The organism is Mesorhizobium sp. M6A.T.Ce.TU.016.01.1.1 (assembly GCF_003997065.1).
Classification (GTDB): Bacteria; Pseudomonadota; Alphaproteobacteria; order Rhizobiales; family Rhizobiaceae; genus Mesorhizobium; species Mesorhizobium mediterraneum.
The window spans coordinates 484,296-509,293 of the sequence record NZ_RZTJ01000004.1 but is presented as its reverse complement, the minus strand read 5'-3'; the positions used below and the strand labels follow the sequence as shown (position 1 = coordinate 509,293).

Sequence of the window (24,998 nt, the reverse complement as noted above, 5' to 3'; positions counted from 1 at the left end):
CGTCAGAGTTCGGCCGGGATCGCGATGAGCATTTTGCAGAAGCTCGTGCTTGCCTCGGGTTCGCCGCGCCGGATCGAGCTGTTGCAGCAGGCCGGCATCGAGCCGGATCGCGTGCTGCCGGCCGGTGTCGACGAGACGCCGCTGCGCGCCGAGCATCCGCGCTCGCTGGCCAAGCGCCTGTCGAAGGAAAAGGCCGAGAAGGCGCTGGGCTCACTGCAGACGGAAGAGGACTATGCGCCCAGCTTCGTGCTGGCCGCCGACACGGTGGTCGCCGTCGGCCGGCGCATCCTGCCCAAGGCCGAAACGTTCGACGACGTCGCCAATTGCCTCGGGCTGCTGTCCGGCCGTTCGCACCGGGTCTATTCCGGCATCTGCCTGATCACGCCGGCCGGCAAGCTGCGCCAGCGGCTGGTCGAGACCAGGGTGCGTTTCAAGCGGTTGCCGCGCGCCGAGATCGACGCCTATGTGGCCTCGGGAGAATGGCGAGGCAAGGCCGGCGGCTATGCCGTCCAGGGGCTGGCCGGCGCCTTCGTCGTCAAGCTTGTCGGCTCCTACACCAACGTCGTCGGCCTGCCGCTCTATGAGACGGTGGCGCTTCTGACTGGCGAGGGGTTCAAGGTGCACGCCAACTGGCAGTCAGTTCGGCCATGAGTTTCGGGGTGGCCATGAGTTTCGGAGCGGCTATAAGTTCGGGGCGGCCATGAGCTCGGACGACAAAGTCACGCCGCTGCGCCCCAAGCGGCCATGCCCCGAATGCGGCAAGCCGTCGGCGCGCGAGACCTATCCATTCTGCTCGACACGCTGCAAGGACATCGACCTCAACCGCTGGCTCAAGGGCGCCTACGTCATTTCGGCCCGCGACGACGAGGACGAAACGGACGGTGACCCTCCCAAATGAGGCCCGTTCAGAGCAGTCCGCTGGTCCCGACCGTGGCCCATGAATCAGCCTGTCGAACAACTGCTGGTCTCCCGCTCGAAATCAACGCTTAAGCGCTGGACAGGCCGGATTCCCGTGCTATAACCCACGCGCTTTCAAGGGGCGCCTGCGGCGCTTTCAAGAAATCCGGTGTGCAACACTGCCCGCGTGCCGGAACAGGCCCAGATAGCTCAGTTGGTAGAGCAGCGGACTGAAAATCCGCGTGTCGGTGGTTCGAATCCGCCTCTGGGCACCAATTTTTCCCAAATAAATTCAGAAACTTATGAAAAAGCTGTGGTTCGGGATGAACTTCGAGCAGCGTGACTTTGATCTCCGGCTTGCACCGGCTGCAATCGAACTCCAGCTTTAGCGGACCGAACCCGCCGCCATACACCATCGTCAGGTCGGCCGAACGGCAATAGCGGACATTGCCGCAACTGCATTCCGCCTTGATGAGCATATCGTGCCGGGCCTTTCCCAGCGTGTCGATCGGATCGTGCGCCATAAGGTGGAGGCCGGCGCTCCCTCCGGCAAACCTTGGGGAACCTGGCCGGTCCGAGCACGTTGTGTCCGGTCAGCCCGGGTTACTCATGCAACAACTCCTCCAAGAATTCGGCCATCCGACATACGTCCCGTTTCCGGTTATTGCGGCCAGGCTTCTACTGGCGTCGATCTTCGGTGCTGCGATCGGTTTCGAACGCGAATGGCGAAATCGGCCTGCTGGCCTTCGCACCCATATCCTGATCTGCGTGGCAGCGGCTACTTTCGGTATTCTGACGATTGAAATCGTTCACGCGCCGATGTTTCTGCAGGAATCGGTGAAGGTGGATCCGATTCGTGTTGTCGAGGCGGTTACCGCTGGCGTCGCGTTCCTTGCCGCCGGATCGATTTTGTTTTCGAGAGGCGAGATCCACGGGCTGACGACCGGTGCAGGCATGTGGCTGTCCGGCGCAATTGGCGTGGCGTGCGGGCTCGGTCTGTGGCAGGTGGCGGCCCTCGGCACGCTTTTGGTGCTTGTCGTGGCAGGCCTTCTTTATAGTTTGGCAGCCAAGTCCGGGATTGGCGAGAGCACCGAACAAGGAAAGCCCATGTCGGAAGAAGATAAGTCCAAGCGGCGCAAAGGCTGAGGACAACGCCCCGCGTGCAAAGGACGAACCGCGGCGTGCGTGACGGATCCCAAGCTGGCCTCTGGCGCGTCATATCCCTCGCCTGCCTGGAGAAATTCGACCCCAGAGGTGGTTCGAATCCACCTCTGGACACCATTTTCCAACACAGCCGGCCTCGCCCGGCGAAACATCTTTGCTCGCATTGGGCAGATGGCGGAATCGATTTGCTTGGTGATCCCCTATCCTTAGGGCAAACTACCTCTGGGCTCTAGGAGGAGAAATGAGAGCACGCGCAGCAACGGTTGGAGATCTGGAAGCTCTTTTCCGTGATCTGTCCAAGCGGATATCGGATGAGTACGCCGCGGCCGGCAAGGACAGCAAGATCGCGTACGACAATCTGATGATGAATTTGAAAGAAGGCCGTGCTCATGCGCTGGTCCAGGGTGAAAAGACCGTGGCGATCATCGCGTGGCACGAGCATAGCGACGCTGCTGATACGCTGTTCGCCGCGCAGGAGGATTTCTTCAGCGCCGCGACCGTTCGCTTCTGCAAGCGGCACATTCGCCATATCCAGGCGCTCGCCGGCAACCTCCCCATTCACTCACGCAGCTGGCTCCAGAGACCGGACGTCGCAAAATGGTTTCGAATAATAGGCTATGTCGAGCGAGGCCAGGAGAATGGCGCCAACCTGTTCGAACTGCCCCCGGCTCGCGCCGAATGACAAACGCTGCCATTGATATCCGGTGGCGCCGCGCTCACAGTGGCGGGCCGATGGTTGAATCCAACTGAAGTGCGATTTTGCAATTCGCAGTTGATGCGCTGGCAAAAAAGGCCCGCCGCTCCATTTGCGAAGCGGCGAGGCCCCATATTCGGGGACGATGCCGGGGTGTTACCCGGCATTGCCTGCGGTGCAATTCAGATGCCAGACATATTGACCCATAATGGGTCACCGCACCGGGAAAGCGCAAACGACCTTCCGCGATCACACCACTGCCATCGCTCGCCACGCCTGCTATATTCCCTTGCGGTGGACCTGATTTCCGCCTGGCCGGCGCCTATCAGGCAAACTTACCCCAACGCCCCCCCAAGTGGCGCCGGCCAATCTTCGCCACCGACATCTCCAGCAAGCCCTGCGAGGGCGAGACTTGCGCGCCACCGTCGCCAGGCCCGATAGTCACCTCAAGCGGACCTCATATCGGGCACACACGGATCTGCGATCGGAAGAGGCGCCCTCGGTGCCGCGTTGGCGCGCCCCGAGCATCTGCGTTTAGGGACGATGCACCGCGAATGCCGCTTGAACGGCACGGTTGACCGTGACCGGCAGGATGGACATGTGGTTTTCGCCGGCATGCAGCTCGAAACCGGCGCTCAGTCCAGGGATCGCGCAGAGGCGTTCCGCCATCTGCCGCGCGAATTCGTCGGTGCGCGTCAGCTTCTTGTGCTCCAGGCGCTTTGCTTCATCCGCAGCACCGATCTGGAACGGCGCCAGCTTTTCCGTCTCGTATTCGCCGGCCGAGAGGATCACCTGCGTCCTCAAGCCACCCGGCACGGCGGCTTCGAACGCCTGGAGAAAGCGGTCGATGAGGCGATCCTCCCAATAGATGGCCGGGCTGGCAGCAATCCAGGTCTGGAAGGCGAGAGGGCGAGTGAACAGGGCATAGAGCGCAAACAGCCCGCCAAAGGAGTGGCCGTAAAGCGCCTGCCGGCCACTGTCGATCCTGGTGCGGTTCGCCACCCACGGCTTCAATTCGTCCTCGATGAAGGCGAGGAACTCTTCCGCCCCGCCGGTCCTGACCTCCGGGCCACCATCATGGAATGGCGGATAGGTCTTGCCGGGCGGCGGTCCGAGATCCCATGACCGCCTGAGCGGGTCGTAGGCGCCCGCCACGGGATAGCCGATGGCGACGACGATCCCCTCCTCGACATTGGTGCCGAGCGGGTAACCCGCCTGGGCGCGCATGGCATCGACGGCGGTGGCGATCACGGCGTTGCCGTCGGTCATGTAGAGAACCGGCCAGCCGGCCTGTGGCTCTGGCTTTGCCGGCACATGCAGGAATATCCGGTAGGGATCGCCGCCATGCATAGGAGCAAGATCGTGGACTGTGGTGTCGGCGATCAATGCGGGTGTCGAAATCAGTCGTTCGAACATGGGCGCCTCTTGCATCGGGATCAGCGGCGGCGCAGCAACCACATCAGCACCGGGCCGCCGATCAGCGTGGCGACGAGCCCGGCCGGAACCTGGCGCGGGAAGATGACGGTGCGGCCGATCCAGTCGGCGGCGACCATGATCAAAGCCCCGACCAGCACCGCGCCGGCGGCTTGCGGCAGCGCACGGGCGATCCCAAGGCGGCGGGTGAGATGCGGCGCCATCAGGCCGATGAAGGTCAGCGGGCCGACGATCAGCGTCGATGCGGCGGTGAGAGCAGCAACCATCAGCAGTACGAGAAGCCGGGTCTTGGGCACATCGACGCCGAGCGACTGGACGGCGGAGGACCCAAGCGGCAGCATATCCAGCCAGCGCAGGAAAAGCGGCGCGAGCAGCAACAGGCAAAAAGCGATGGCGCCGGTCAGAAGCGCGGCACCGGCATCGACGCCATAGGTCGAGCCGGTAAGCCAGTTGAGGAGCTTCACGGCGCGCGGGTCGCCGGTGGCGGTCAGCACCAGGATCAGCGCATCGAACAGCGCCGTCAGGGCCACGCCGGCGAGCAGCAAGCGCTCCGGCGCATAGGCGGCGCGCCGCCCGATCGCCAGCGTCACCAGCAGAGCGGCAAATGCGCCGACGGTCGCCGCCGCGGTCTGGGCCGGGCGGCCCGCATCGGCGAGCGAAAACAGCGCCACCATCATGCCGAGCGCCGCACCGGCGCTGATGCCGAGCACCTCGGGACTGGCCATCGGATTGCCGGTCAGCCGCTGCATCATCAGCCCGGCAAGCGCCAGCATAGCGCCGGCTGCCAGCGCGGCGGACACGCGGGGCCAGCGCCACGACAACAAGGGCTGCAACTGGTCGCCGAAGGCGAACGTCCAACCGTCCGGCCCCGGTCCATAGAGCAAGGCCAGCCCAAGCAACAGAAGCAGGGGCAGGCCAATCGTCGCCAGCACTAGGCCGGGCCGGCCTGTTCTGGGCAGGCGCTCCTCGGTGAGCGCCGGAATCTCCAGGCCAAGCGCCAGGCGTGGCAGCAGCCACAGCAGCAGCGGTGCGCCGAGAAGGGCTGTGATCGCGCCGGTCGGCAGCAGGTCGCCCTGCGCCCCGGTCGCCAATTGCACCGCCTGGTCGGCGGCCCACAGAAGCGCTGCACCTATGAGCGGCGCCATGACCAGCCGCTGGCTCAGCCGGCGCGCACCGCCGATGCGGGCAAGGGACGCCGCCGCCAGGCCGACGAAGCCGACCACGCCGACAGCAGCGACGACGAAAGCGATGAGCGCGACGGAAGCAGCCAGCCCAGCGAAACGATACACGCCAAGCGGAACGCCGAGGCTGCGCGCGCCTTCATCGTCGAGGCCAAGCAGGGTGAGCGGCCGCACCATGAGGCCGATCACCAAAGCCGCAGCGCCGATGCGCGGCAACAGCCAAAGCGTCGTCGTCCAGTCCTGCTGGCCGAGCGACCCGGCGCCCCAGATAAACAGGCTGGTCAGCCATTCGTGCCGGAGCACGATTAGGGCTGCTCCAACCGCGCCGGCATAGAGACTGACGACCAGCCCTGCCAACACGACGGAAAGCGGCGACAGGCCCTTATGCCAGGACAGAGCGAAGACGGCCGATATGGCGACAAAAGCGCCGGCAAGCGCCACCCATTCGCGGCCGTAGGCAAGCAGGGAGGGTGCCAGAAGCGTCGCCAAGGCCAGAGCCAGATAGGCGCCGGCCGAGACGCCGACGGTTTCCGGCGAGGCCAGCGGGTTGCGCAAGACCTGCTGCAGAACGGTTCCGGCTAGCCCAAGGGCGGCACCGCACAAAAGGCTGACCGCAAGCCTGGGCAGGAATGCATAGTGGACGAGAACCTGCCGCATGTCGTCGATATCAGGGGCGGTGAGCGATTGCAGCCAAAGTGCCGAAGGCAGCTGCACGGTGAGATTGGAAACGGTTGCCGCAACCGCTGCCGCCGACAGCATCGCGCAGAGCAGGATCGCGGCCACGGGCTGATTGCCGAAGATGCGGCGCGACCATCTCCGGCCGGCCAGTCTGCTGTCTTCCGCCAAGGCTGCTGGGTCGTCAGCCATGGGCAGCTTCCCCGGTCATCGCCTTGGCCAGGACGCGGGCAAAACGGGTGGCGGACGGCAGCGCGCCGAACATCAGGACGGCGGGAAGACGCATGATCGACCGGTTGCGCACGAAGGGCATGGCGTTCCAGACCGGGCTTTCGGTCAGCGTGCCGCCGGCGCCCTCGGGCAAGGGTTCGAGATAGGCAAGGCGCGCGTCGCTCGCGGTCGCCAGGCCGTCGATGCCGACGGTCGAAAACCCCCAATAGTTGGTCTCGCCCGTCCAGGCGTTGCGCAGCCCGATACGGTCGAACACCTCCTGAAACAGGCTTTTCCTGCCGTAGACGCGTACATTGCGCGGATCCAAGAAGCTGACGACATAGATCGGCCGCCCCGAAAGCGGCGCCAGTTCCCGGCGAACTTCTGAAAAATAGGCGTCCGTCGCCGTGATCAGCGCTTCGCCTTCCCTTTCCTTGCCGACAAGCCCGGCCAGTTGGCGGGTTGCCTCGATGGCGCGCTGATAGGGCTGTCCCGCTTCGGTATAGAGCCCGATCGTCGTCACCGGCGCAACGCGTTCGAGCAGCGGCTTGATGCCGTCGAGATACGGCATGGACAGGATGATGTCCGGGGCAAGCTGCTGCAGCAGTTCGAGATTGGGTTCCAGCAAGGTGCCGACATCGGCGATCTCCGGCGGCAGCGGTGGTTCGACCACCCAGTTCTCCCAGACGTCGCGACCGGCAATGGCCACCGGGTTGACGCCGAGCGTGAGCAAGGTCTCGGCCAGCCCGTCATCCAGGCAGACGATGCGCAGCGGCTTCGCCTCAACCGTCGAGGGGCCAATGCTGCCGGTGAAGGGCAGCGCGAAAATTCCGAGCGCCGCGCGCCGGGTCATTCGGTTGCGAGGGCGGATGGCCGTCTGGATGTGACGCTCAGGCACGGTCCCTGGTCTCTCTTCAATCGAGGTGTGGGCATTTCCGGAATTTGGCTGCCGGCGGTCGATACCGGTTGACTATGAAACATGACTTTAATAGTCAACATTGAAGATGACTAAAATAGTCAACATTTATTGCGCCGGCCGAATCGATGCCGCGCTGCGCAGACAGTGAGGGTGATCGAGATGAGGTTGAGCGCATATCGTGCGGCAGGTCGGCGAAACGGCATTCCAAGCCAAGGCTCCCTGATCGCTGCGACATGCCTCTTGACCCTGCTCTGCACCCAGGCCTTCGCGCAGGAAAATACGGTTGAGCTCAACCCGATCAATATCGAGGGACAGACCGACAGCCCGATCGGCCCGGATGACGGCTATATCGCCAAGAACACCACCACCGGCTCGAAGACCGACACGCCGCTGAGGGAAATTCTGCAGTCGGTGTCGGTGGTGACCCGCAAGCAACTCGACGACCGCCAGCCCGGGCAGCTTGAGGACGCGCTATCCTATCTTGCCGGCGTCACCACCTCGCCTTGGGGCGTCGACAACCGCTTCGACCAGTGCCTGATCCGCGGTTTCGACCTCTGCACCTCGGCGATCTACCGCGACGGGCTGCCGCAGAAGGTGATCGACTTCTCTGGCTTCAAGATCGAGCCCTACGGGCTGGAGCGCGTCGAGGTGCTGAAGGGACCGTCCTCGGTGCTCTATGGCGAGAACGAAGCCGGCGGCATGGTCAACGCCATCAGCAAGCGACCGACGGACACGCCGATCTATGACGGCTTCCTCAGCTATGGCAGCTTCGACACGGTCGAGGCCGGGCTCGACATCGGCGGGCCGGTCGACGACGCCGGCGTGTGGTCCTACCGGCTGACCGGGCTGGTGCGCAACGGCGCGATCGAAACCGACTATTCGCGCAACGACCGCATCTTCGTCGCACCGGCGCTGACATGGCAGCCGGACGCGCAGACCTCGCTCACCATCCTCGCCAACTACCAGTGGGACAGGCTGGCGCCCGGTCAGTTCCTTCCCGTGGGCTATGGCCTGCCGCGGAGCTTCTTCACCGGCTCGCCTGATTTCGACCGCTTCGACGCCAACCATGGCTCGATCGGCTACCAGTTCAGTCACGAGTTCGACGACCATTGGACGGTGCGGCAGAACCTGCGCTACGCCCAGCAGGATACCGACTACCGGCAACTCTATTTTGGAGACTGGCTCGGCGGCCCGGCGATGATCGACGACCACACGATGGCGCGCACCCTGTTCACGGTGGACGAGACGGCACGGCTGTTCAGCGTCGACAACCAGGCCGAGTACAAGGCTGACTTCGGGCTGGTCGAAAACAAGCTGCTGTTCGGTCTCGATTACAACAGGCAGTCCGTCGACGGTATAAACCACTATGGGCAAGGGCCAGACCTCGACATCCTGAACCCGGATTACTCGATCCCGATCACGCCACCCGCCGGCATCCTTGTGGATCGCGTGGAGACGATCGGACAGGTCGGCCTCTATGCGCAGAACCAGTCCAGGATCGCCGACCACTGGGTGCTGACTTTCGGCGGCCGACAGGCCTGGATCGACCACACCAATGAGGACCGCAGCGGCAACGGGGGCAGCTACGACCAGAACGACCATGCCTTCACCGGCAATGCCGGCGTCGGCTATCTTTTCGACAATGGCCTGACGTCCTATGCCAGTTATGCCGAATCCTTCACCACCAATATCGGCCAGTCCCAGTCCGGAGACGCGTTCCAGCCTTCGTTGGGAAAGCAATACGAAGTCGGCGTGAAGTACGAACCGACCTTCTTCCCTGGTTTCATCACTGCTTCGCTGTTCGACCTGCGCAAGACCAATGTCGTGACCTCTGTCGGTCAGTTTCAAGTTCAAACCGGAGAAGTCCGCCATCGCGGCCTCGAGATCGAGGCCAATGCCGACCTCGCGTCCGGCCTGAGCATGACTGCGGCCTACACCTATCTCGACGCCGAGATAACCAGGGATGCCCCCGCCGTCATCGGCAACCGCCCGTCGCTGGTGCCTGAACACCAAGCGTCGCTGTGGGCCAATTACGAGGTCGGCAACGGTATGCTTGAGGGCTTGAGCGTCGGCGCCGGCGTGCGTTACATCGGCGCAAGCTTCGGCGACAACGCGAACGCAACCAACGTGCCCGGCCACACGCTGGTCGATGCGGCACTGCGCTACCAGAAGAACGGCTGGCAGGCCGCGATCAATGTCTCCAACCTGTTCGACAAGACCTACTACTCGACTTGCTATAGGGCCGGCAGCAATGAAGACCTCAGCTGCATCTATGGCGAAGGCCGCGTCATCAAGGGCAGCCTCAGCATGAGGTTCTAGGGGCAGCGGCGGCGGCCTCCAGCATCATTTTTCCTCCATGAACGCATTGCATGCTGAAACGGCTCCGACCTGCGATTCCAGCCGGGCAGATCGCCTGGAACGGCAGGACGACCCGACATAAATCCAAAAAACCGGTAGCAAGCCGCCGCCAGAAAGTGTTGAAGACCGTGCCGATCGTATTCCACGCGGCGCGATCCAGTTGCGCTCGGCAAGGCTTGATGATTTGTTGCCGCTTCAAGGAGAATGAATGATGCGCGAGCCTGTCGGTCAAGACGAATATGGGTCGGCCAACCCCTTCGACCCGGACGACCTGTCGACGTTGAACGCAATGGGTCCGGGTGTGGCCAGCAACGATTTCGAGAAATACGCGGTCGCCGTGATCATCGTGTTCGGCGCCCTTATCATCGGTGGGCTGATGGCCGCATCCCTGGCCTTGGGGCACCGCAACGGCTTCCTGTACGCGCTTGGCGGCGCCACCGCGGCGTGGATATCCGGAAATGCGCTTCTGCTCGATCGGCCGCGTATCTATGCCTTGTTCGTCGGCGTGGCGGCGGTGATGCTGATTGCGTCCACCGTCACCTTGGTCATCTGACGGGTCTGCCGATATTCAGGTGATGCCGGCCTGACCTGAATCTCAACAGACCCCGGGGCGCACGAAACCTAATATCCGATTGCCTCGCCGGATGCGGCGCGGCTATCGATAGCGCCATTGTAGCGGGCGCCGCCGCCCTTTTCGATCTCGGCTAGGCTCTTGCCGCCGACCAGGATGCCGGCCGCTTGACCCCAGGTCGCCTCGGTGACATCGAGGTGGTAGCCCATGCCGGCAAGCATTTTTTCGGTGTCCGGCGACAGGCCAAACGGCTCGATGTAGACCGTGTCGGGCAGCCACTGGTGGTGGATGCGCGGCGCGTCGATCGCCTCCTGGATGTTCATGCCATGATCGACGACATTGACGATCGCTTCTAGCGTGATGGTGATGATGCGCGAGCCGCCGGGGCTGCCGATGACCATGAACGGCTTGCCGTCTTTGGCGACGATGGTCGGGCTCATCGACGACAACGGCGTCTTTCTCGGCTCGATCGCATTCGCCTCACCCTGGACGAGGCCGTAGAGGTTGGGCACGCCCGGTTTCTGGGTAAAGTCGTCCATCTCGTTGTTGAGCAGGATGCCGGTGCCGTCGGCGACAACGGCGGCGCCGAACGAGCCGTTCAGCGTATAGGTTACCGCGACGGCGTTGCCGTCATTGTCGACGATCGAATAATGCGTCGTTTCCTGGCTCTCGCCAAAACCCTCCGGCATCAATTCCTGCGACACGCCAGCCCGGAACGGATCGATCTTTTCGCGGATTTCTTTCGCATAGTTCTTGTCGAGCAGCTTTTCGACCGGATTGTCGACGAAGTCGGGGTCGCCGAGCGCCGAGTTGCGATCGACATAGGCATAGCGCATCGCCTCGACCATGACTTTGACGGTTTCGGCGGAACCGGCGCCGAGATAGGACAGCGGGTAACCTTCCAGCACGTTGAGGATCTCGCAGATGATGACGCCGCCCGAGCTCGGCGGCGGCGAGGAGGTGATCTCGTAGCCACGGTAGTTGCAGGTCACCGGCTCGAGCTCGCGGACCGCGTAGGTTTCGAAATCCGCCTTGGCCAGAATGCCGCCCTTCTCCGCGCTTGCCCTAACGATGCCGTCGGCGATCGGTCCTTTGTAGAAGGCATCGCGACCTTGCTCCGAAATGGCTGAAAGCGACGCGGCGAGATCGGCCTGAACAAGGCGCTCGCCGATGGCATACGGCTTGCCGTCCGGCTTCAGGAAGATGGCAGCGGCCGCTGGGTCCTTGGCCAGCCGCTCGGCGCCGCCTTCGAGCGAGGCGACATCGCCCTGCTCTAGCACGAAGCCGTCCTTGGCATAGCCGATCGCCGGCGCCATCAGGTCCTGCCGCGTCAGCGTGCCGTACTTTTCCCGTGCCATCTCGAAGCCGGCCACCGAGCCCGGCACGCCGACCGCGAGATAGCCGTTAAGGCTGGCGCCTTTCACCGGCTTGCCATCCTTGTCGAGATACATGGTCTTCGTCGAGGCGAGCGGCGCCCGCTCGCGGAAATCGAGAAAGGTCGAGCGGCCGTCCTTGAAGCGGATGGTCATGAAGCCGCCACCGCCGATATTGCCGGCGTTCGGATAGACCACAGCCAGTGCGTAGCCGACGGCAACCGCCGCATCGACGGCGTTGCCGCCTTTCTTCAGCACCTCGACGCCGACTTCCGACGCAAGATGCTGGGCGGTCACCACCATGCCATGCTCGCCCTTCGCCGGCTGTGGCGAGGCGGCGAATGCGGCCACCAGCGGCGCAAAGGTCAAGGTGAGGGAAAGACTGACGGCGATCAACGTTCGGCGGGTGTGGTGCATGGCCGTTCTCCGAGGGGCGTTGGATGTGCCTAGAAGACCCTGTCGGAGGGGTTGAGTCTACTGCCAATGGTAGAAAGATTCCGGAAGCCTTCGCGCGCTTTGCCGGTCCGCTTCGTAAAGCGCCGTTGCGCTCTTCGGCTGATGTTACCGCATGGATCCTAGGGTCTCCGCGACGTCGCTTCGCTCCTGCTCCGCCCTAGGGTCCACGCCGTAACATCTCAGTGTCGCAGCGTTGATGGCAAGCCCCATGCTTCACGCTTCAGCCGTTTTGTTCTTGCTTTGTGCCGACAGTTATGCTACAAATTCAATTACGGTGCTGATTTGCGCCGCGACCCGCCACTGGCGGGTTTTTCGTTTCAGGCCGACATCAAACAATCCCACCGCTGCCGCCGGCAACCGCCGGCCGTTCCGCCGCGACCTTGGCCCGGTAGCCGGCCGCCCGGTAGGCGGCAACCGGATCGATGGCGCCGCCCGTGTTCAGCCGCGCCATGGCGAGGATCGGCTCGACATCGGTGCGATAGGCGGCTTTCAGCGTCTGCGTCGCCATCAGCGCGTCGTTAGCGTCCTGATAGCCTTCCAGTGCCTTGCGATCGACCAGCAGCGCTTGCGCATAGGCGCGCTGCACCTCGACCGCCGACAGCATCAGGCTTTCGATCGGATCGGTGACATTGTGGCTCTGGTCGAGCATGTGGGCCGGATCAAAACCTTCGGCACCGGAAAGCTCGGCATCGACCAGCTCGTTGAAGACGAGGAACAGCCGATAAGGATCGATCGAGCCGGCGTCGAGATCGTCGTCGCCATATTTCGAATCGTTGAAATGGAAGCCGCCGAGTTTCTTGAACTGGATCAGCCGCGACACGATCATCTCGATGTTAACGTTGGGCGCATGGTGGCCGAGGTCGACCAGGCAGAAGGCCTTGTCGCCGAGCTCTTTGGCGATGATGTAGTTGGTGCCCCAATCCTGCACGACGGTGGAATAGAAAGCCGGCTCGTACATCTTGTGCTCGGTGAACAGCTTCCAGTCGTCCGGCAGTCCAGCGTAGATCTCCTTCATCGCGTCGAGATAGCGTTCGAACGCCTTGGCGAAATTGACCTGGCCGGGGAAATTCGAGCCGTCGCCGATCCATACCGTCAGCGCCTTGGAACCCAGCGTCTTGCCGATCTCGATGCATTCGAGATTGTGCTCGACCGCCTGCCGGCGCGTTGCGGCATCGGCATGCGACAGCGAGCCAAATTTGTAGGAAAGCTCCTGGTCTCGGGCGTCGGAAAACGTGTTCGAATTCATCGCGTCGAAGCCGAGGCCGAAGCGGGAGGCCGCCTGTTTCAGCCGGTTCGGATCGGCCTTATCCCACGGAATATGCAGCGAGACGGTCGGCGTTGCCTGCGTCAACTGCCGGATGACGGCGCAATCCTCGATCTTGTCGAAAATGTCGCGCGGCTCACCGGCGCCGGGAAAGCGGGCAAAGCGGGTGCCGCCGGTGCCGACGCCCCAGGACGGGATCGCCACAGCGAATTTTTCGACCTTGCCGCGGATGGCGTCGATGGCGATGCCGCGGCGGTCGAGGCGCGCGCCGAGCGAACCATAATCGCGCTTGAGGTCGGCTTCGCGCGCGGCATTGTCCTTGTCGACGATATCGGCGGAGATGATGGTTTCGGACACTGCGTTTCCTCCCAAAATGCGTTCGGTTGGCGCTGCCCCTCATCCGCCTGCCGGCACCTTCTCCCCGTATGGAGACGGGGAGAAGGTGAAGCTCCGCCGCTGGCGACCCCTCTCCCCGTTCTTCACGGGGAGAGGGTAAGGGTGAGGGGCAGCGCCGCCTTCAAACTATTAGCGCGTAAAGCTCTGCGCGTTGCCCGCGTCGACATTGACGATGTTGCCGGTCGACTTGGCCGACATGTCGGAGGCGAAGAAATAGATCGCCTCGGCGATGTCTTCGGGGAACACCGAACGCTTCAGCATCGAGCGCGAGCGATAATGCTCCTCGAGATCGTCGGTCGACATCTTGTAGGCGGCGGCGCGCTGTTCCTTCCACTCGCCGGTCCAGATCTTCGAGCCGCGCAGCACCGCGTCCGGGTTGACGACATTGACCCTGATCTGCGCTTCCGCGCCCTCCAGCGCCAGGCAACGCGCCAGATGGATCTCGGCGGCCTTGGCCGTGCAATAGGCAGCGGCATTGGGCGAGGCTGCAAGGCCGTTCTTGGAGGCGACGAAGACGACGTTGCCGCCGATCTTCTGCGCGCGGAACAACCGGAATGCTTCCCGCGAAACGAGGAAATAGCCTGTCGACAAGATGTCCATGTTCTTGTTCCACAGCGCCAGCGTCGTCTCCTCGATCGGCGCCGAGGTTGCCAGGCCGGCATTCGACACCAGAATATCGATGCCGCCGAACTCGACCGCGGTCTCGGCGAAGCCGGAGATCACCTGGTCTTCAGCGGTGACATTGATGACCAGCGGCCGCACGAAATCCTTGCCATAAGCTTGGGCCAACTCACCATTGGCGCTGGCAAGGGCGGCTTCGTCGATATCGGCCAGCACGACGCAGGCGCCTTCGCGCAGCAGCCGGTTGGCCGTCGCCCGGCCGATGCCGCCGGCGCCACCGGTGACCAGCGCGATCTGGCCGGCCAAGGCTTTCGGCTTCGGCAGACGCTGCAGCTTTGCCTCTTCGAGCAGCCAGTATTCGATGTCGAAAGCCTCCTGGTCGGGCAGGCCGACATAGGCCGACACCGTCGAGGCGCCGCGCATGACATTGATGGCGTTGACGTAGAACTCGCCCGATATGCGCGCCGTCGCCTTGTCGCCGGCGAAGGTGAACATGCCGACGCCGGGCATCAGATAGACCACCGCATTCGGATCGCGCACGGGTGGCGAATCCGCATGCTTGCACCTGTCATAGTAAGCCTGATAGCCAACCCGATACTCCGCCACGTCGTCGGCGAGACGGGCGATGACGGCATCGACATTGGGATTCTTGGGATCGAACTCGATGACCAGCGGCCGGATCTTGGTGCGCAGGAAATGGTCGGGGCAGGAGGTGCCGAGGGCCGCCAGTGGGCGCAAATCCTTCGAATTGACGAATTCGAGCACGGCGGGCGAATCGTCGAAATGGCCAAGCTTGTGGCTCTTCTCCGAGATCAGGCCGCGGATCCTCGGCATCAGCCTTGCCGCCACGGCGCGACGCGCCGGCGCGTCGAGCGATTTGACCACTTCACCACCGAAAATCGGCTTGCCTTCAGACTTGCGCTCGAACCAGTCGATCGCCTGGTTGATCACCGAGATCGTCGTCTCGTAGCATTCCCGAGGCGTCTCGCCCCAGCTGAACAGGCCATGGCTCGCCAGCACGACACCCTTGGCCTTGGGGTTCTCGATGCAGAATTTTTCCAGCCAGAGGCCAAGCTCGAAGCCCGGACGCTTCCATGGCAGCCAGCCGATCGTGTCGCCGAAGATCTCCTTGGTCAGCGCTTGCGAATCCTTGGCGGCGGCGATGGCGATGATGGCGTCGGGATGCATATGGTCGACATAGGGCTTCGGCACGAAGGCGTGCAGCGGTGTGTCGATCGAGGCCGCGCGTGGGTTAAGATTAAACGTGCAATGGGGCAGATAGCCGACCATCTCGTCCTCATGCTCGACGCCGCGATAGAGGCCCTTCAACGCGCGCAGCTTGTCCATATAGAGAGTGGCGAAGCCGTCGAGCTTGATCGAGGCGCTGTCGCCGCCCGAGCCCTTGACCCACAGCACTTCGACGTCCTCGCCGGTGAGCGGATCCTTTTGCCAGATCTTGGAGGAGGTGTTGCCGCCGCCATAGTTGGTGACGCGCTTGTCGGAGCCGAGAACATTCGAGCGATAGACGAGACGTTCCGGCTCGCTCATTGCTTGGGCTTTCGCGTCATCCCAAAGATTGGCGAGGCGCGTGCCGGAGCGCTTGTCGAGCATAGGTAATCCTCCCGTGACGTGAGACGCGCAAAACGGTGCGGTCAAGCCACCGCATAGCGGGTCAGCTTTGGTCGAATGTCCACGGAAGCAGCGGCATTGTCAATCATAAACGATCAAGATTGATCATATTGCACTGCACAATGGAATAATATGATCGGAAATGATTGACACTGCGCGTTTTGGGTGCCTAGATGCTCAGGCAGGGAGGAACCATGCACGAGAAAGAGCGCCACAGGATCATTTTGTCCGCCGTCCAGGAAAAGCCTGTGGTGACGGTGCAGGAAATGGTCGACCTAACGGACTCGTCCGAAGCGACGATCCGGCGCGACATCGCGGCGCTGCATGTGCAAAAGCGCCTGCGCCGCGTGCGCGGCGGCGCCGAGGCAATCTCGCCACCGCAGTTCATTGGCCTTGCCGGCCGGCCTTTTTCCGTCAACGAGACGATCAACGCTTCGCAGAAGCGGGCAATCGCGCGGGAAGCCGTGGAGTTGTGCAAGGAGGGCGAGCCGATCATCATCAATGGCGGCACCACCACCTTCCAGATGGTGCATTTCCTGACCGGCCGCCGCATGCCGATCTTCACCAATTCCTTCCCAATCGCCGAGCACCTGCTCAAGCACTCCAAGAACACGGTGATGCTGTCGGGCGGCACCATCTACCGCGAGCAGAACATCATCCTGTCGCCCTTCGAAAATGACGTGACGCGCAATTTCTATGCCCGCCGCATGTTCATGGGCGCGCAAGGGCTCGGGCCGTTGGGCCTGATGGAAGGCGATCCGCTGCTGATCCAGGCCGAGCAAAAACTGATCGACCAGGCCGACGAGCTGGTGGTGCTGGTCGATTCGTCGAAGTTCCGCAAACGCTCGAGCCTGATCCTGTGCGGCCTGTCGCGCATCGCCACCGTCATCACCGACGACGGCATCGAGGATCGCGAGGCCAAGATGTTGGAGGCCGCTGGTGTGACGTTGATCGTCGCCCGCACAGCGGCAAGCAATAAGGAAGAATCTTCGCTGCAGGCCTGAGGCCCGCAGCGGCGATGGAATGCAACGCTCAAGGGAGGATATTCGATGAGCTTTCTTAGGAAATTGATGGTTACGGCGGCGTTTTCGGCCGCCATGTTCGTGAATGCCGCCTATGCCGAGAACGTCAAGATCGCGCTGGTGGTCAAGTCGCTCGGCAACGGCTTCTTCGATGCCGCCAACAAGGGCGCCGAAGAGGCGGCCAAGGAACTCGGCGGCGTCGACATCATCTACACCGGCCCGACCAAGGCGACCGCCGAAGCGCAGATCGAAGTGATCAATTCGCTGATCGCCCAGAAGGTCAACGCCATCGCCATTTCGGCCAATGACGCCGACGCGCTGGTTCCGGCGCTGAAGAAGGCGATGGATCGCGGGATCACCGTCATCTCGTGGGATTCCGGCGTCGCTCCGGAAGGCCGCCAGCTCCACCTCAACCCGTCCGACACCAACCTGATCGGCGAGACCATCATCAAGCTTGCCGCCGACTACCTGCCGGAAGGCGGCGATGTCGCCATCCTGTCGGCTTCGTCCACCGCGACCAACCAGAACGCCTGGATCGACGCGGCCAAGAAGGTGCTGCCGGAGAAATTCCCGAAGATCAACCTCGTCGCCACCGTCTATGGCGACGACGACTCGGCCAAGAGCACGGACGAGGCCAAGGGCCTGCTAAAATCCTATCCGAACCTCAAGGCGATCATCGCACCGACCACGGTCGGCGTTGTCGCCGCCGCCCAGGTGGTGACTGACGCGAACCTGATCGGCAAGGTCAACGTCACCGGCCTGGCGTTGCCGTCCGAGTTCAAGAAGTTCATCGACAACGGCGCCAGCCAAGCGGTTGCGCTGTGGAACCCGATCGATCTCGGCTATTCGGCCGTCTACCTCGCCCATGATTTGGCGGTGAAGAAGGAAGAAGCCAAGCCAGGTGCCACGCTGTCGATCGGCCGCGTCGGCAAGGTCACGCTCGACGATACCAACTCGGCCGCGATGGCTCCGCCCTTCAAGTTCGACAAGTCGAACATCGAAGAGTTCTCCAAGATCTATTGATCCTGGAGCCCTTCAAGCCGGTGCGGCGGGACCTGAGGTCCCGCCGCGCCTTCAAACGAACCTTGCTTCAGGGCTTGATACGACTATGGACACGACAGCCCAACTCAACCCGACGACCGAGCAGCCTTTGGCTCCGGCTCCGCGCCTGACCCTGTCCGGCATCTCGAAGAGTTTTCCCGGCGTGCGGGCGCTGCACGATGTCAGCCTGTCGCTCTACCCCGGCCAAGTCACCGCGCTGATCGGCGAGAACGGCGCCGGCAAGTCGACGCTGGTCAAGATCATGACCGGCATCTACCAGCCCGACGCAGGCACCATCAGTATCGACGCCCAGGCCGTCACCCTGCCCAGCGCCCATGCCGCCTTCGGGCACGGCATCACCGCCATCCATCAGGAAACCGTGCTGTTCGACGACCTGACGGTGGCCGAGAACATCTTTCTCGGCCATGCGCCGCGCACCCGCTTCGGCACCATCGACTGGCGCACCATGCGCAAGAACGCTCGCGAGGTGCTGGACACGATGCGTGCCGGGCACATCGACGCCGACGCGCGGCTGAAGGATCTCGGCATCGCCAACAAGCATCTCGTCGCAGTCGCCCGCGCCATGTCGATCGACGCGCAGATCGTCATCATGGACGAGCCGACCGCAGCGCTTTCGCTGAAGGAGATCGAGGAGCTCTTCTTGCTGGTCGAGTTCCTGAAGAGCGAAGGCAAGGCGATCCTGTTCATCAGCCACAAGTTCGACGAGATCTACCGTATTGCCGACCGCTATACGGTGTTCCGCGATGGCGAGATGGTCGGCGAAGGCCTGATCAGGGATGCCGGCCAGAGCCAGATCGTGCGCATGATGGTCGGCCGCGCCGTCGATCATATCTTTCCCCAACGCACGGCCGAGATCGGTGCGCAGGTGCTCACTGTCTCCGGCCTGTCGCATCCGACCGAGTTCGACGACATCGGCTTCGAGCTGCATAGAGGCGAAATCCTCGGCTTCTACGGCCTTGTCGGCGCCGGCCGCAGCGAAGTGATGCAGGCGATATCAGGCATCACCCGCACCAGCGGCGGCACGATCGCGCTGGAAGGCAAGGCGATCGCGCCGAAATCGGCGGCGGATTCGATCGACGCTGGCATCGTCTATGTGCCGGAAGAACGCGGCAAGCAAGGCGTGGTGATCGGCCTGCCGATCTTCCAGAATATCTCGCTGCCCTCGCTCAAGCGCACGTCCAAATCGGGCGTGTTGCGGCTGGCGGAGGAGTTCGCGCTGGCTCGTTCCTATACCGAGCGGCTCGATTTGCGCGCCTCGTCGCTGAGCCAGGACGTCGGCACGCTGTCGGGCGGCAACCAGCAGAAGATCGTCATCGCCAAATGGCTGGCGACCGCACCCAAGGTGATCATCCTCGACGAGCCGACCAAAGGCATCGACATCGGTTCCAAGGCCGCCGTGCACGGCTTCATGGCCGAGCTCGTCGCGCAAGGCCTGTCGGTGATCATGGTCTCGTCCGAACTGCCCGAAATCCTCGGCATGTCCGACCGGGTCGTCGTCATGCGCGAGGGCCGTATCGCCTCGGTCTACGAGAATAAAGGGCTCGACGCGGAAACGCTGGTCAAGACGGCAGCGGGGATCGCGGCATGAAGGCTCTTCTCAAATATCGCGAAGTCTGGCTGCTCGCGGCAATCGTCGTGCTGATCGGGCTGATCTCGATGCGCTTTCCGGGCTTTGCCAACCCGGCCAATCTGCGCCAGGTGTTCAACGACACTTCGATCCTGATGATCCTGGCGCTGGGTCAGATGGTGGTGATCCTGACCCGCTCGATCGACCTGTCTATGGCATCCAATCTCTGCTTCACCGGCATGGTGGTGGCGATGCTGAACGCCGCGCATCCCGCAATCCCGATCCCGCTGCTGATCGTCATCGCACTGCTGGTCGGCCTGGTGCTGGGCGCCATCAATGGCCTGCTGGTATGGCGGCTGAACATTCCCTCGATCGTGGTGACACTCGGGACGCTCACCATCTATCGCGGGGCCACCTTCGTCATTTCAGGCGGCGCCTGGGTCAATGCCGATCAGATGAGCCCTGATTTCATCGGCCTGCAGCGCGCGGCCTTCCTCGGCATTCCCGTCCTGTCGTGGATCGCCATACTGGTCATTGCCCTGTTCTTTCTCTTGATGACGCGCACCGCGCTCGGCCGCTCGATCTACGCCATCGGCGTCAACCCGACGGCATCGGTCTATGCCGGCATCGATGTCGGCCGGACCAAGTTCGTCGTCTTCTGTATCTCGGGGATGGCCGCCGGTCTCTGCGGTTATCTCTGGATCTCGCGCTACGTAATCGCCTCGGTCGAGGTCGCCAACGGCTACGAGCTCAACATCATCGCAGCCTGCGTCATCGGCGGCATCTCGATCGCCGGCGGCATCGGCTCGGTCGGCGGCGCGGTGCTCGGTGCGCTGTTCCTCGGCATCATCTCCAACGCACTGCCGGTTATCAACATCTCGCCGTTCTGGCAGATGGCGATTTCGGGCAGCGCCATCATCCTGGCCGTGGTGCTCAACGCGCGCGGCGAACGCCGGCAAGGCCGCATCATCCTCAAAAAGGCGGAAGCGGCATGACCGACACCCCAGCCCCACGCCACATTCCCGACCGGCTCGACAAGCCATTCACTTCGGCGATCTTCTCATGGGAGGCACTGCTGGTCGCGGTGGCGGTCGCCATCTTCGCCGTTAACAGCTTCGCCTCGCCCTATTTTCTCGACGCGTGGTCGCTGTCGGACCTGACCTTCAACTTCACCGAAAAGGCGCTGATCGCGCTTGCCATGGCGCTGCTGATCATTTCCGGCGAGATCGACCTGTCGGTCGCCGCCATCATTGCGCTGGCTTCGACGATGATGGGCATGGCGGTGCAGGCCGGCGCCGGCACGCCGGTGCTGGTGGCGATCGGCATCCTGGTCGGGCTCGGCTGCGGCGCCTTCAACGGGCTGCTCGTCACAAGGCTGGGTTTGCCGTCGATCGTCGTCACCATCGGCACGATGAGCCTGTTTCGCGGCGTCGCCTTCATCGTCCTCGGCGACCAGGCCTACAAGGGCTATCCCTCGAGCTTCGCCTTTTTCGGCCAGGGCTATGTCTGGTGGGTGGTGTCGTTCGAACTGACGCTCTTCCTCGTCGCGGCCGTCATCTACTGGTTCCTGCTGCACCGGACGAGCTTCGGCCGCCGCGTCTTCGCCATCGGCAACAACCCGGTTGCGGCGCAGTTTTCCGGCGTGCGCGTCGGCCGCATCAAATTCATCCTGTTTTGCCTGACCGGCCTGATGGCGGGCATCGCCTCGGTGCTGATCACCTCGCGCCTCGGCTCGACCCGGCCGTCGATCGCGCAAGGCTACGAACTGGAGGTCATCACCATGGTGGTGCTCGGCGGCGTCAGCATCCTGGGCGGCGCCGGCAGTATAGTGGGCGTGGTGCTGGCCGCCTTCATCATGGGGCTGGTCACCTTCGGCCTCGGCCTGCTCAACGTGCCCGGCATCGTCATGTCGATCTTCATCGGCCTGCTGCTGATCATCGTCATCGCGCTGCCGATCGTCTGGCGGCGCGTGCGGCGGGAGCGCTTCACCTGATGCCCGAGAAATACGCGTTCAAGATGAAGCTCAATCCCGGCATGAAGGCCGAATACAAAAGGCGCCACGACGACATCTGGCCGTCGCTGGTCGCCCTGCTCAAACAGGCCGGCGTTTCCGACTACTCGATCCATCTCGACGAAGAGACCAACACCTTATTCGGCGTGCTGTGGCGGCTCGACGCCCACGGCATGGACGAATTGCCGAAGCACCCGGTGATGCAACGCTGGTGGGCGGAGATGGCCGACATCATGGAGACCAAGCCTGATAACGAGCCGGTGGCGGTGCCGCTGGAAACAATGTTCCATATGGAATGACCCGCCACGTCGCCGTCATCGACATCGGCAAGACCAACGCCAAGGTGGCGCTGGTCGATCTCGCCGACATGCGCGAAGTCGCGCTGCGCCGCATGGCGAACGCGCCCGTCACTGACGGTCCCTACCCGCACCACGATGTCGCGCTGCTGTGGTCGTTCATCCTCGACAGCCTCGCCGGGATTAATCGCGAACAGCGCATCGACGCGATATCGATCACCACCCATGGCGCGACGGGTGTGCTGGTGGACGCTGCCGGTGAGCTGGCGCTGCCGGTGCTCGACTATGAATTCGCCGGACCAGACACCCTCGCCGAGGACTATGACGCGGTCCGTCCCGCCTTCACTGAGACGGGCACGCCGCGCCTGCCGGTCGGCCTCAATCTCGGCGCGCAATTCTTCTGGCAGCAGAAGCGCTTCCCCGCGGAGTTCGCCAAGACCGCCGCGATGCTGATGTATCCGCAATATTGGGCGTTGCGCCTGACCGGTGTCGCTGCCAACGAGGTGACCTCGCTCGGCTGCCACACCGATCTGTGGAGCCCGTGGAAAGCGGATTTTTCATCGCTGGTTGACCGGATGGAATGGCGCCGGCTGATGGCGCCGGTGCGGCCGGCGAAGGATTGGCTCGGCCCGATCCTGCCCGCGCTTGCCAAGCTAGCCGGGCTCGACGCGCAAACGCCGGTGTTTTGCGGCCTGCACGATTCCAACGCATCGCTGCTGCCGCATCTCCTGTCGGATAGACCGCCTTTCTCCGTCGTCTCGACCGGCACTTGGGTGGTGTCGATGGCCGTCGGCGGCAACAAAGTCACGCTCGACCCGGCGCGTGACACATTGGTCAACGTCAACGCGCTCGGCGATCCGGTGCCGTCGGCGCGCTTCATGGGCGGCCGCGAGTTTTCGCTGCTGACCGAAGGCCAACCGGAAGACTGGAGCGAAGAGGATGTTGAGGCGGTGTTCGCCAGGACAGCTCTGCTGCTGCCGGCAACGCAACAGGGTTCGGGGCCGTTTCCGCACCACACTGCCGCATGGCTCAACGCCGACGGCATCAACAGCGGCCAGCGCTTTGCCGCCATCTCTTTCTACCTGGCGCTGATGACCGCGACGTGCCTCGATCTGATCGGCGCCGACGGCCCTGCTATCGTCGAAGGCCCATTCGCCCGCAACCGGCTTTTTGTCAGCATGCTGGCGGCAGCAACGGCGCGTGCCGTCATTGCGTCCGAGGCAGCGACCGGCACCAGCATCGGCGCTGCCTTGCTGGCGTCCGACCAAAGAACGGTCCAAGGCAAAGGCGAAAGGATCGAACCGCCAGCCGGTCCAGCCTGGGCAAACTATGCGCGCTCGTGGCGTGCGGCGGTCGAGGCGCGAGGCTGATCACAAAATCCGCTTGCCGAAAGCCGACATGACGAAGTTGACGGTGTCTGTCGCAATCCGCGATTCCAAATCGGCGGTCAGGCCGGAAACATCCATCGACAACAGCCCGCCGGACAGCGCGATCGCCTCCATCGCCTGATGCGTTTCGCGCACAGTGATGCCGCCGGAGCCAGCCGCCCAACCGGCGAATTCGGTCACCTCAGGCGAATAGCTGACATGGAAGCCCTGCGTGCCGGAGGTGGCGATGCGGATCGCCTCGTGCATCAGGTCGCGCATGCCCATGGCGTCGATATCCGTCATGGTGAAGGCAGAGACGCGCGAATCCTTCAGTACCCGAGCCTCGGCCGGATCGGCATGGCGCAAACCGACTATGACGACATTTTCCGGCGACAGCTGCGGCTGCAGCGCGCCGGGCTTGTGATCGAGGCCGAGCGCCCGCGCCAGCACCGAACCTTCCGGCAGGTCGATGCCGTCCTCGTCCTCGGGCATCAAGGCGGCGATGGAGTCGATCCAGATCAAACCGAAGGAGTGTGTCGCCCGCGCGGTCGTCGTCAGCGCTCTGTGGGCGACGCGCCGATCACTGCCGGCGGTGAGCCGGATCAGGCCGGACGGTGGCCGCTCGATATCGGCCAGTTCGACCACATCGAAATTCATTGCCTCCAGCCGGGCGCCGGTCGCTTCCCGGGCCAGTATGCCGGCGGCAGCCGGTTCGGCTGATATCGACACCATCTTGCGGCCGGAAAAATCCTCGACGTCGTGCATCGGGGCCTTTTCGACATATTCCGAGGTCATCGCCAGAAGCATGGCGCCATAGCTCATACGGAAGGCGACACGGTCGCCGACGGCGGGTGGCGGCTCGGCGTCGGTCACGTCGAGCAGCAGATGGTCACTGGAGGCGCCGAGCACCCGCACACCCTTGGCGATCGGGGTGAGCCCTTCGATCAACACGTCCTCGCGGCCGATATTGGCGATGGCACGCAACCTGTCGCCCTCGTCGGGAAACACTGGCTGGTTGCCGAAAGCGTCGTAGCCGGATTGGCCGATCGGCCGCGACGGCTTTAGCTTGACCTCGATGATGTCGCTGGTCAGGCGGCAGGCATCGGGTTCGAGTTCGGCCCACGGCGTCTCGCGGAAGGTTTCGACGCCGCCTTGCAATATCGCCTCGCCGACGCGCAGATTGTTGATGCCGGCGGGCAGCTTGCCTTCCAGCAGCAGCTTCAGCGACGATGACGCTCCGCCGGAAATCCAGTCGAGCCTTGTACTGGACAGCCGCTCGGTCTTGTAGGCGTGGGCGACGAGTTGCCCGAGATTTTCCTCGGTCGGCATGATGGCGCCGAAGCAGCCAAGATTGGTGCCGATGCCGGCGATACGCACGCCCCTGAGCGCTAGTATCTGCTCGACAGTGGGCACGAGATCGTTCGGCCAGATGCCTTCCCTGAGATCGCCGAGATCGATCATCAGCAAGATGTCGTGAACGCGGCCCATGCGCTCGGCGATGCGCGATAGCTCGCGGATGGTGGCGAGTTCAGACTGCAGGCTGATATCGACGGTGCGCACCACCTCCTCGATGCGCGCCATCGGCGGGCTGCGCAGCAGCATGATCGGCGCATTGATGCCGCTGTCGCGCAGCCGGCGGATGTTTTCGAAGCGCGATTCGGCGATGCCGGCGACGCCGCCGCGCAGCATGGCGCGAGCTACCTGCGGCATACCGCAAGTGCCCTTGGTGACGCCGAAGACCTTGATGCCGGACAGGGCGCAGCGGTCGACGATGGTGCGCGCATTGCGCTCGATGCGGCCAAGGTCGATGGCGACTTGCGGTCCCGACATT

Annotated in this window: 20 protein-coding genes and 1 tRNA gene; 14 read left to right on the top strand and 7 right to left on the bottom strand. The window is 63.3% G+C overall.

What is annotated here, in order from left to right; translation table 11 throughout:
* The first annotated feature begins 24 nt into the window (after window positions 1-24).
* From EOC94_RS11105 to EOC94_RS11085, 5 genes are all read left to right on the top strand, one after another.
* The gene (locus tag EOC94_RS11105; RefSeq protein ID WP_126103674.1) at window positions 25-651 is read left to right on the top strand and encodes a Maf-like protein; all 627 of its coding nucleotides are present in this window, start codon (window positions 25-27) and stop codon (window positions 649-651) included.
* A 49-nt stretch (window positions 652-700) separates the two neighbouring features.
* The gene (yacG, locus tag EOC94_RS11100) at window positions 701-898 is read left to right on the top strand and encodes a DNA gyrase inhibitor YacG (protein ID WP_095483502.1); all 198 of its coding nucleotides are present in this window, start codon (window positions 701-703) and stop codon (window positions 896-898) included.
* A gap of 198 nt (window positions 899-1,096) precedes the next feature.
* Window positions 1,097-1,172: transfer RNA gene (locus tag EOC94_RS11095), tRNA-Phe, on the top strand.
* Between the two features lie 334 nt (window positions 1,173-1,506).
* Complete coding sequence (locus tag EOC94_RS11090) at window positions 1,507-2,043, top strand: MgtC/SapB family protein (protein WP_095483501.1); 537 nt, start codon at window positions 1,507-1,509, stop codon at window positions 2,041-2,043.
* A 259-nt stretch (window positions 2,044-2,302) separates the two neighbouring features.
* Complete coding sequence (locus EOC94_RS11085; protein ID WP_095483500.1) at window positions 2,303-2,743, top strand: hypothetical protein; 441 nt, start codon at window positions 2,303-2,305, stop codon at window positions 2,741-2,743.
* A 546-nt stretch (window positions 2,744-3,289) separates the two neighbouring features.
* Here the strand turns inward: EOC94_RS11085 and EOC94_RS11080 are convergent.
* Genes EOC94_RS11080 through EOC94_RS11070 form a run of 3 tightly spaced genes read right to left on the bottom strand, consistent with a single transcriptional unit; the run spans window position 3,290 to window position 7,153 of the window.
* A complete protein-coding gene (locus tag EOC94_RS11080) occupies window positions 3,290-4,171 on the bottom strand; it encodes an alpha/beta hydrolase-fold protein (RefSeq protein WP_127290381.1) in 882 nt (293 codons plus the stop codon).
* A gap of 20 nt (window positions 4,172-4,191) precedes the next feature.
* Window positions 4,192-6,237 carry a Fe(3+)-hydroxamate ABC transporter permease FhuB gene (gene fhuB / locus EOC94_RS11075; protein ID WP_127290379.1) on the bottom strand — a complete coding sequence of 682 codons (2,046 nt, stop codon included), beginning with the start codon at window positions 6,235-6,237 and terminating at the stop codon, window positions 4,192-4,194.
* Complete coding sequence (locus EOC94_RS11070; RefSeq protein WP_245465538.1) at window positions 6,230-7,153, bottom strand: ABC transporter substrate-binding protein; 924 nt, start codon at window positions 7,151-7,153, stop codon at window positions 6,230-6,232. Before EOC94_RS11070 ends, fhuB begins: the two co-directional genes overlap by 8 nt.
* 261 nt (window positions 7,154-7,414) lie before the next feature.
* On the opposite strand from EOC94_RS11070, the gene EOC94_RS11065 reads away from it, so the two are divergent.
* Both EOC94_RS11065 and EOC94_RS11060 read left to right on the top strand, forming a co-directional pair.
* Entirely contained in the window at window positions 7,415-9,493 is a 2,079-nt protein-coding gene (locus EOC94_RS11065; protein ID WP_185928206.1) for a TonB-dependent siderophore receptor, read from the top strand.
* A 247-nt stretch (window positions 9,494-9,740) separates the two neighbouring features.
* Complete coding sequence (locus tag EOC94_RS11060; protein ID WP_164547040.1) at window positions 9,741-10,085, top strand: hypothetical protein; 345 nt, start codon at window positions 9,741-9,743, stop codon at window positions 10,083-10,085.
* A 68-nt stretch (window positions 10,086-10,153) separates the two neighbouring features.
* Here EOC94_RS11060 and ggt read toward each other — a convergent pair whose 3' ends face one another.
* The 3 genes from ggt to EOC94_RS11045 form a co-directional block, all read right to left on the bottom strand.
* On the bottom strand, window positions 10,154-11,893 hold the full coding sequence (ggt, locus tag EOC94_RS11055; RefSeq protein ID WP_126103678.1) for a gamma-glutamyltransferase: 1,740 nt from the start codon (window positions 11,891-11,893) through the stop codon (window positions 10,154-10,156).
* A gap of 367 nt (window positions 11,894-12,260) precedes the next feature.
* Entirely contained in the window at window positions 12,261-13,553 is a 1,293-nt protein-coding gene (rhaI, locus tag EOC94_RS11050) for an L-rhamnose catabolism isomerase (RefSeq protein ID WP_127290375.1), read from the bottom strand.
* 168 nt (window positions 13,554-13,721) lie between these two features.
* On the bottom strand, window positions 13,722-15,824 hold the full coding sequence (locus EOC94_RS11045) for a bifunctional rhamnulose-1-phosphate aldolase/short-chain dehydrogenase (RefSeq protein ID WP_127290373.1): 2,103 nt from the start codon (window positions 15,822-15,824) through the stop codon (window positions 13,722-13,724).
* A gap of 212 nt (window positions 15,825-16,036) precedes the next feature.
* Between EOC94_RS11045 and EOC94_RS11040 the strand changes: the two genes are divergently transcribed.
* The 7 genes from EOC94_RS11040 to EOC94_RS11010 all read left to right on the top strand — a co-directional run bounded on the left by EOC94_RS11040 (window position 16,037) and on the right by EOC94_RS11010 (window position 23,170).
* Window positions 16,037-16,846: a DeoR/GlpR family DNA-binding transcription regulator gene (locus tag EOC94_RS11040; RefSeq protein ID WP_127290371.1), complete on the top strand. Its 810-nt coding sequence runs from the start codon at window positions 16,037-16,039 to the stop codon at window positions 16,844-16,846.
* Between the two features lie 45 nt (window positions 16,847-16,891).
* A complete protein-coding gene (gene rhaS / locus EOC94_RS11035; RefSeq protein WP_127290369.1) occupies window positions 16,892-17,887 on the top strand; it encodes a rhamnose ABC transporter substrate-binding protein in 996 nt (331 codons plus the stop codon).
* An 85-nt stretch (window positions 17,888-17,972) separates the two neighbouring features.
* Window positions 17,973-19,514 (top strand): sugar ABC transporter ATP-binding protein, encoded by a 1,542-nt coding sequence (locus EOC94_RS11030; protein WP_127290367.1) that lies wholly within the window; start codon window positions 17,973-17,975, stop codon window positions 19,512-19,514.
* Complete coding sequence (locus EOC94_RS11025; RefSeq protein ID WP_127290365.1) at window positions 19,511-20,488, top strand: ABC transporter permease; 978 nt, start codon at window positions 19,511-19,513, stop codon at window positions 20,486-20,488. Before EOC94_RS11030 ends, EOC94_RS11025 begins: the two co-directional genes overlap by 4 nt.
* Window positions 20,485-21,486: an ABC transporter permease gene (locus EOC94_RS11020; protein ID WP_127290363.1), complete on the top strand. Its 1,002-nt coding sequence runs from the start codon at window positions 20,485-20,487 to the stop codon at window positions 21,484-21,486. The genes EOC94_RS11025 and EOC94_RS11020 overlap by 4 nt, the downstream gene beginning before the upstream one ends.
* Window positions 21,486-21,803: an L-rhamnose mutarotase gene (gene rhaM / locus EOC94_RS11015; RefSeq protein WP_127290361.1), complete on the top strand. Its 318-nt coding sequence runs from the start codon at window positions 21,486-21,488 to the stop codon at window positions 21,801-21,803. Before EOC94_RS11020 ends, rhaM begins: the two co-directional genes overlap by 1 nt.
* A complete protein-coding gene (locus tag EOC94_RS11010) occupies window positions 21,800-23,170 on the top strand; it encodes an FGGY-family carbohydrate kinase (protein WP_127290359.1) in 1,371 nt (456 codons plus the stop codon). The genes rhaM and EOC94_RS11010 overlap by 4 nt, the downstream gene beginning before the upstream one ends.
* Here EOC94_RS11010 and EOC94_RS11005 read toward each other — a convergent pair whose 3' ends face one another.
* The gene (locus EOC94_RS11005) at window positions 23,171-24,997 is read right to left on the bottom strand and encodes an alanine racemase (RefSeq protein WP_127290357.1); all 1,827 of its coding nucleotides are present in this window, start codon (window positions 24,995-24,997) and stop codon (window positions 23,171-23,173) included.
* Window position 24,998: the final 1 nt, after the last annotated feature.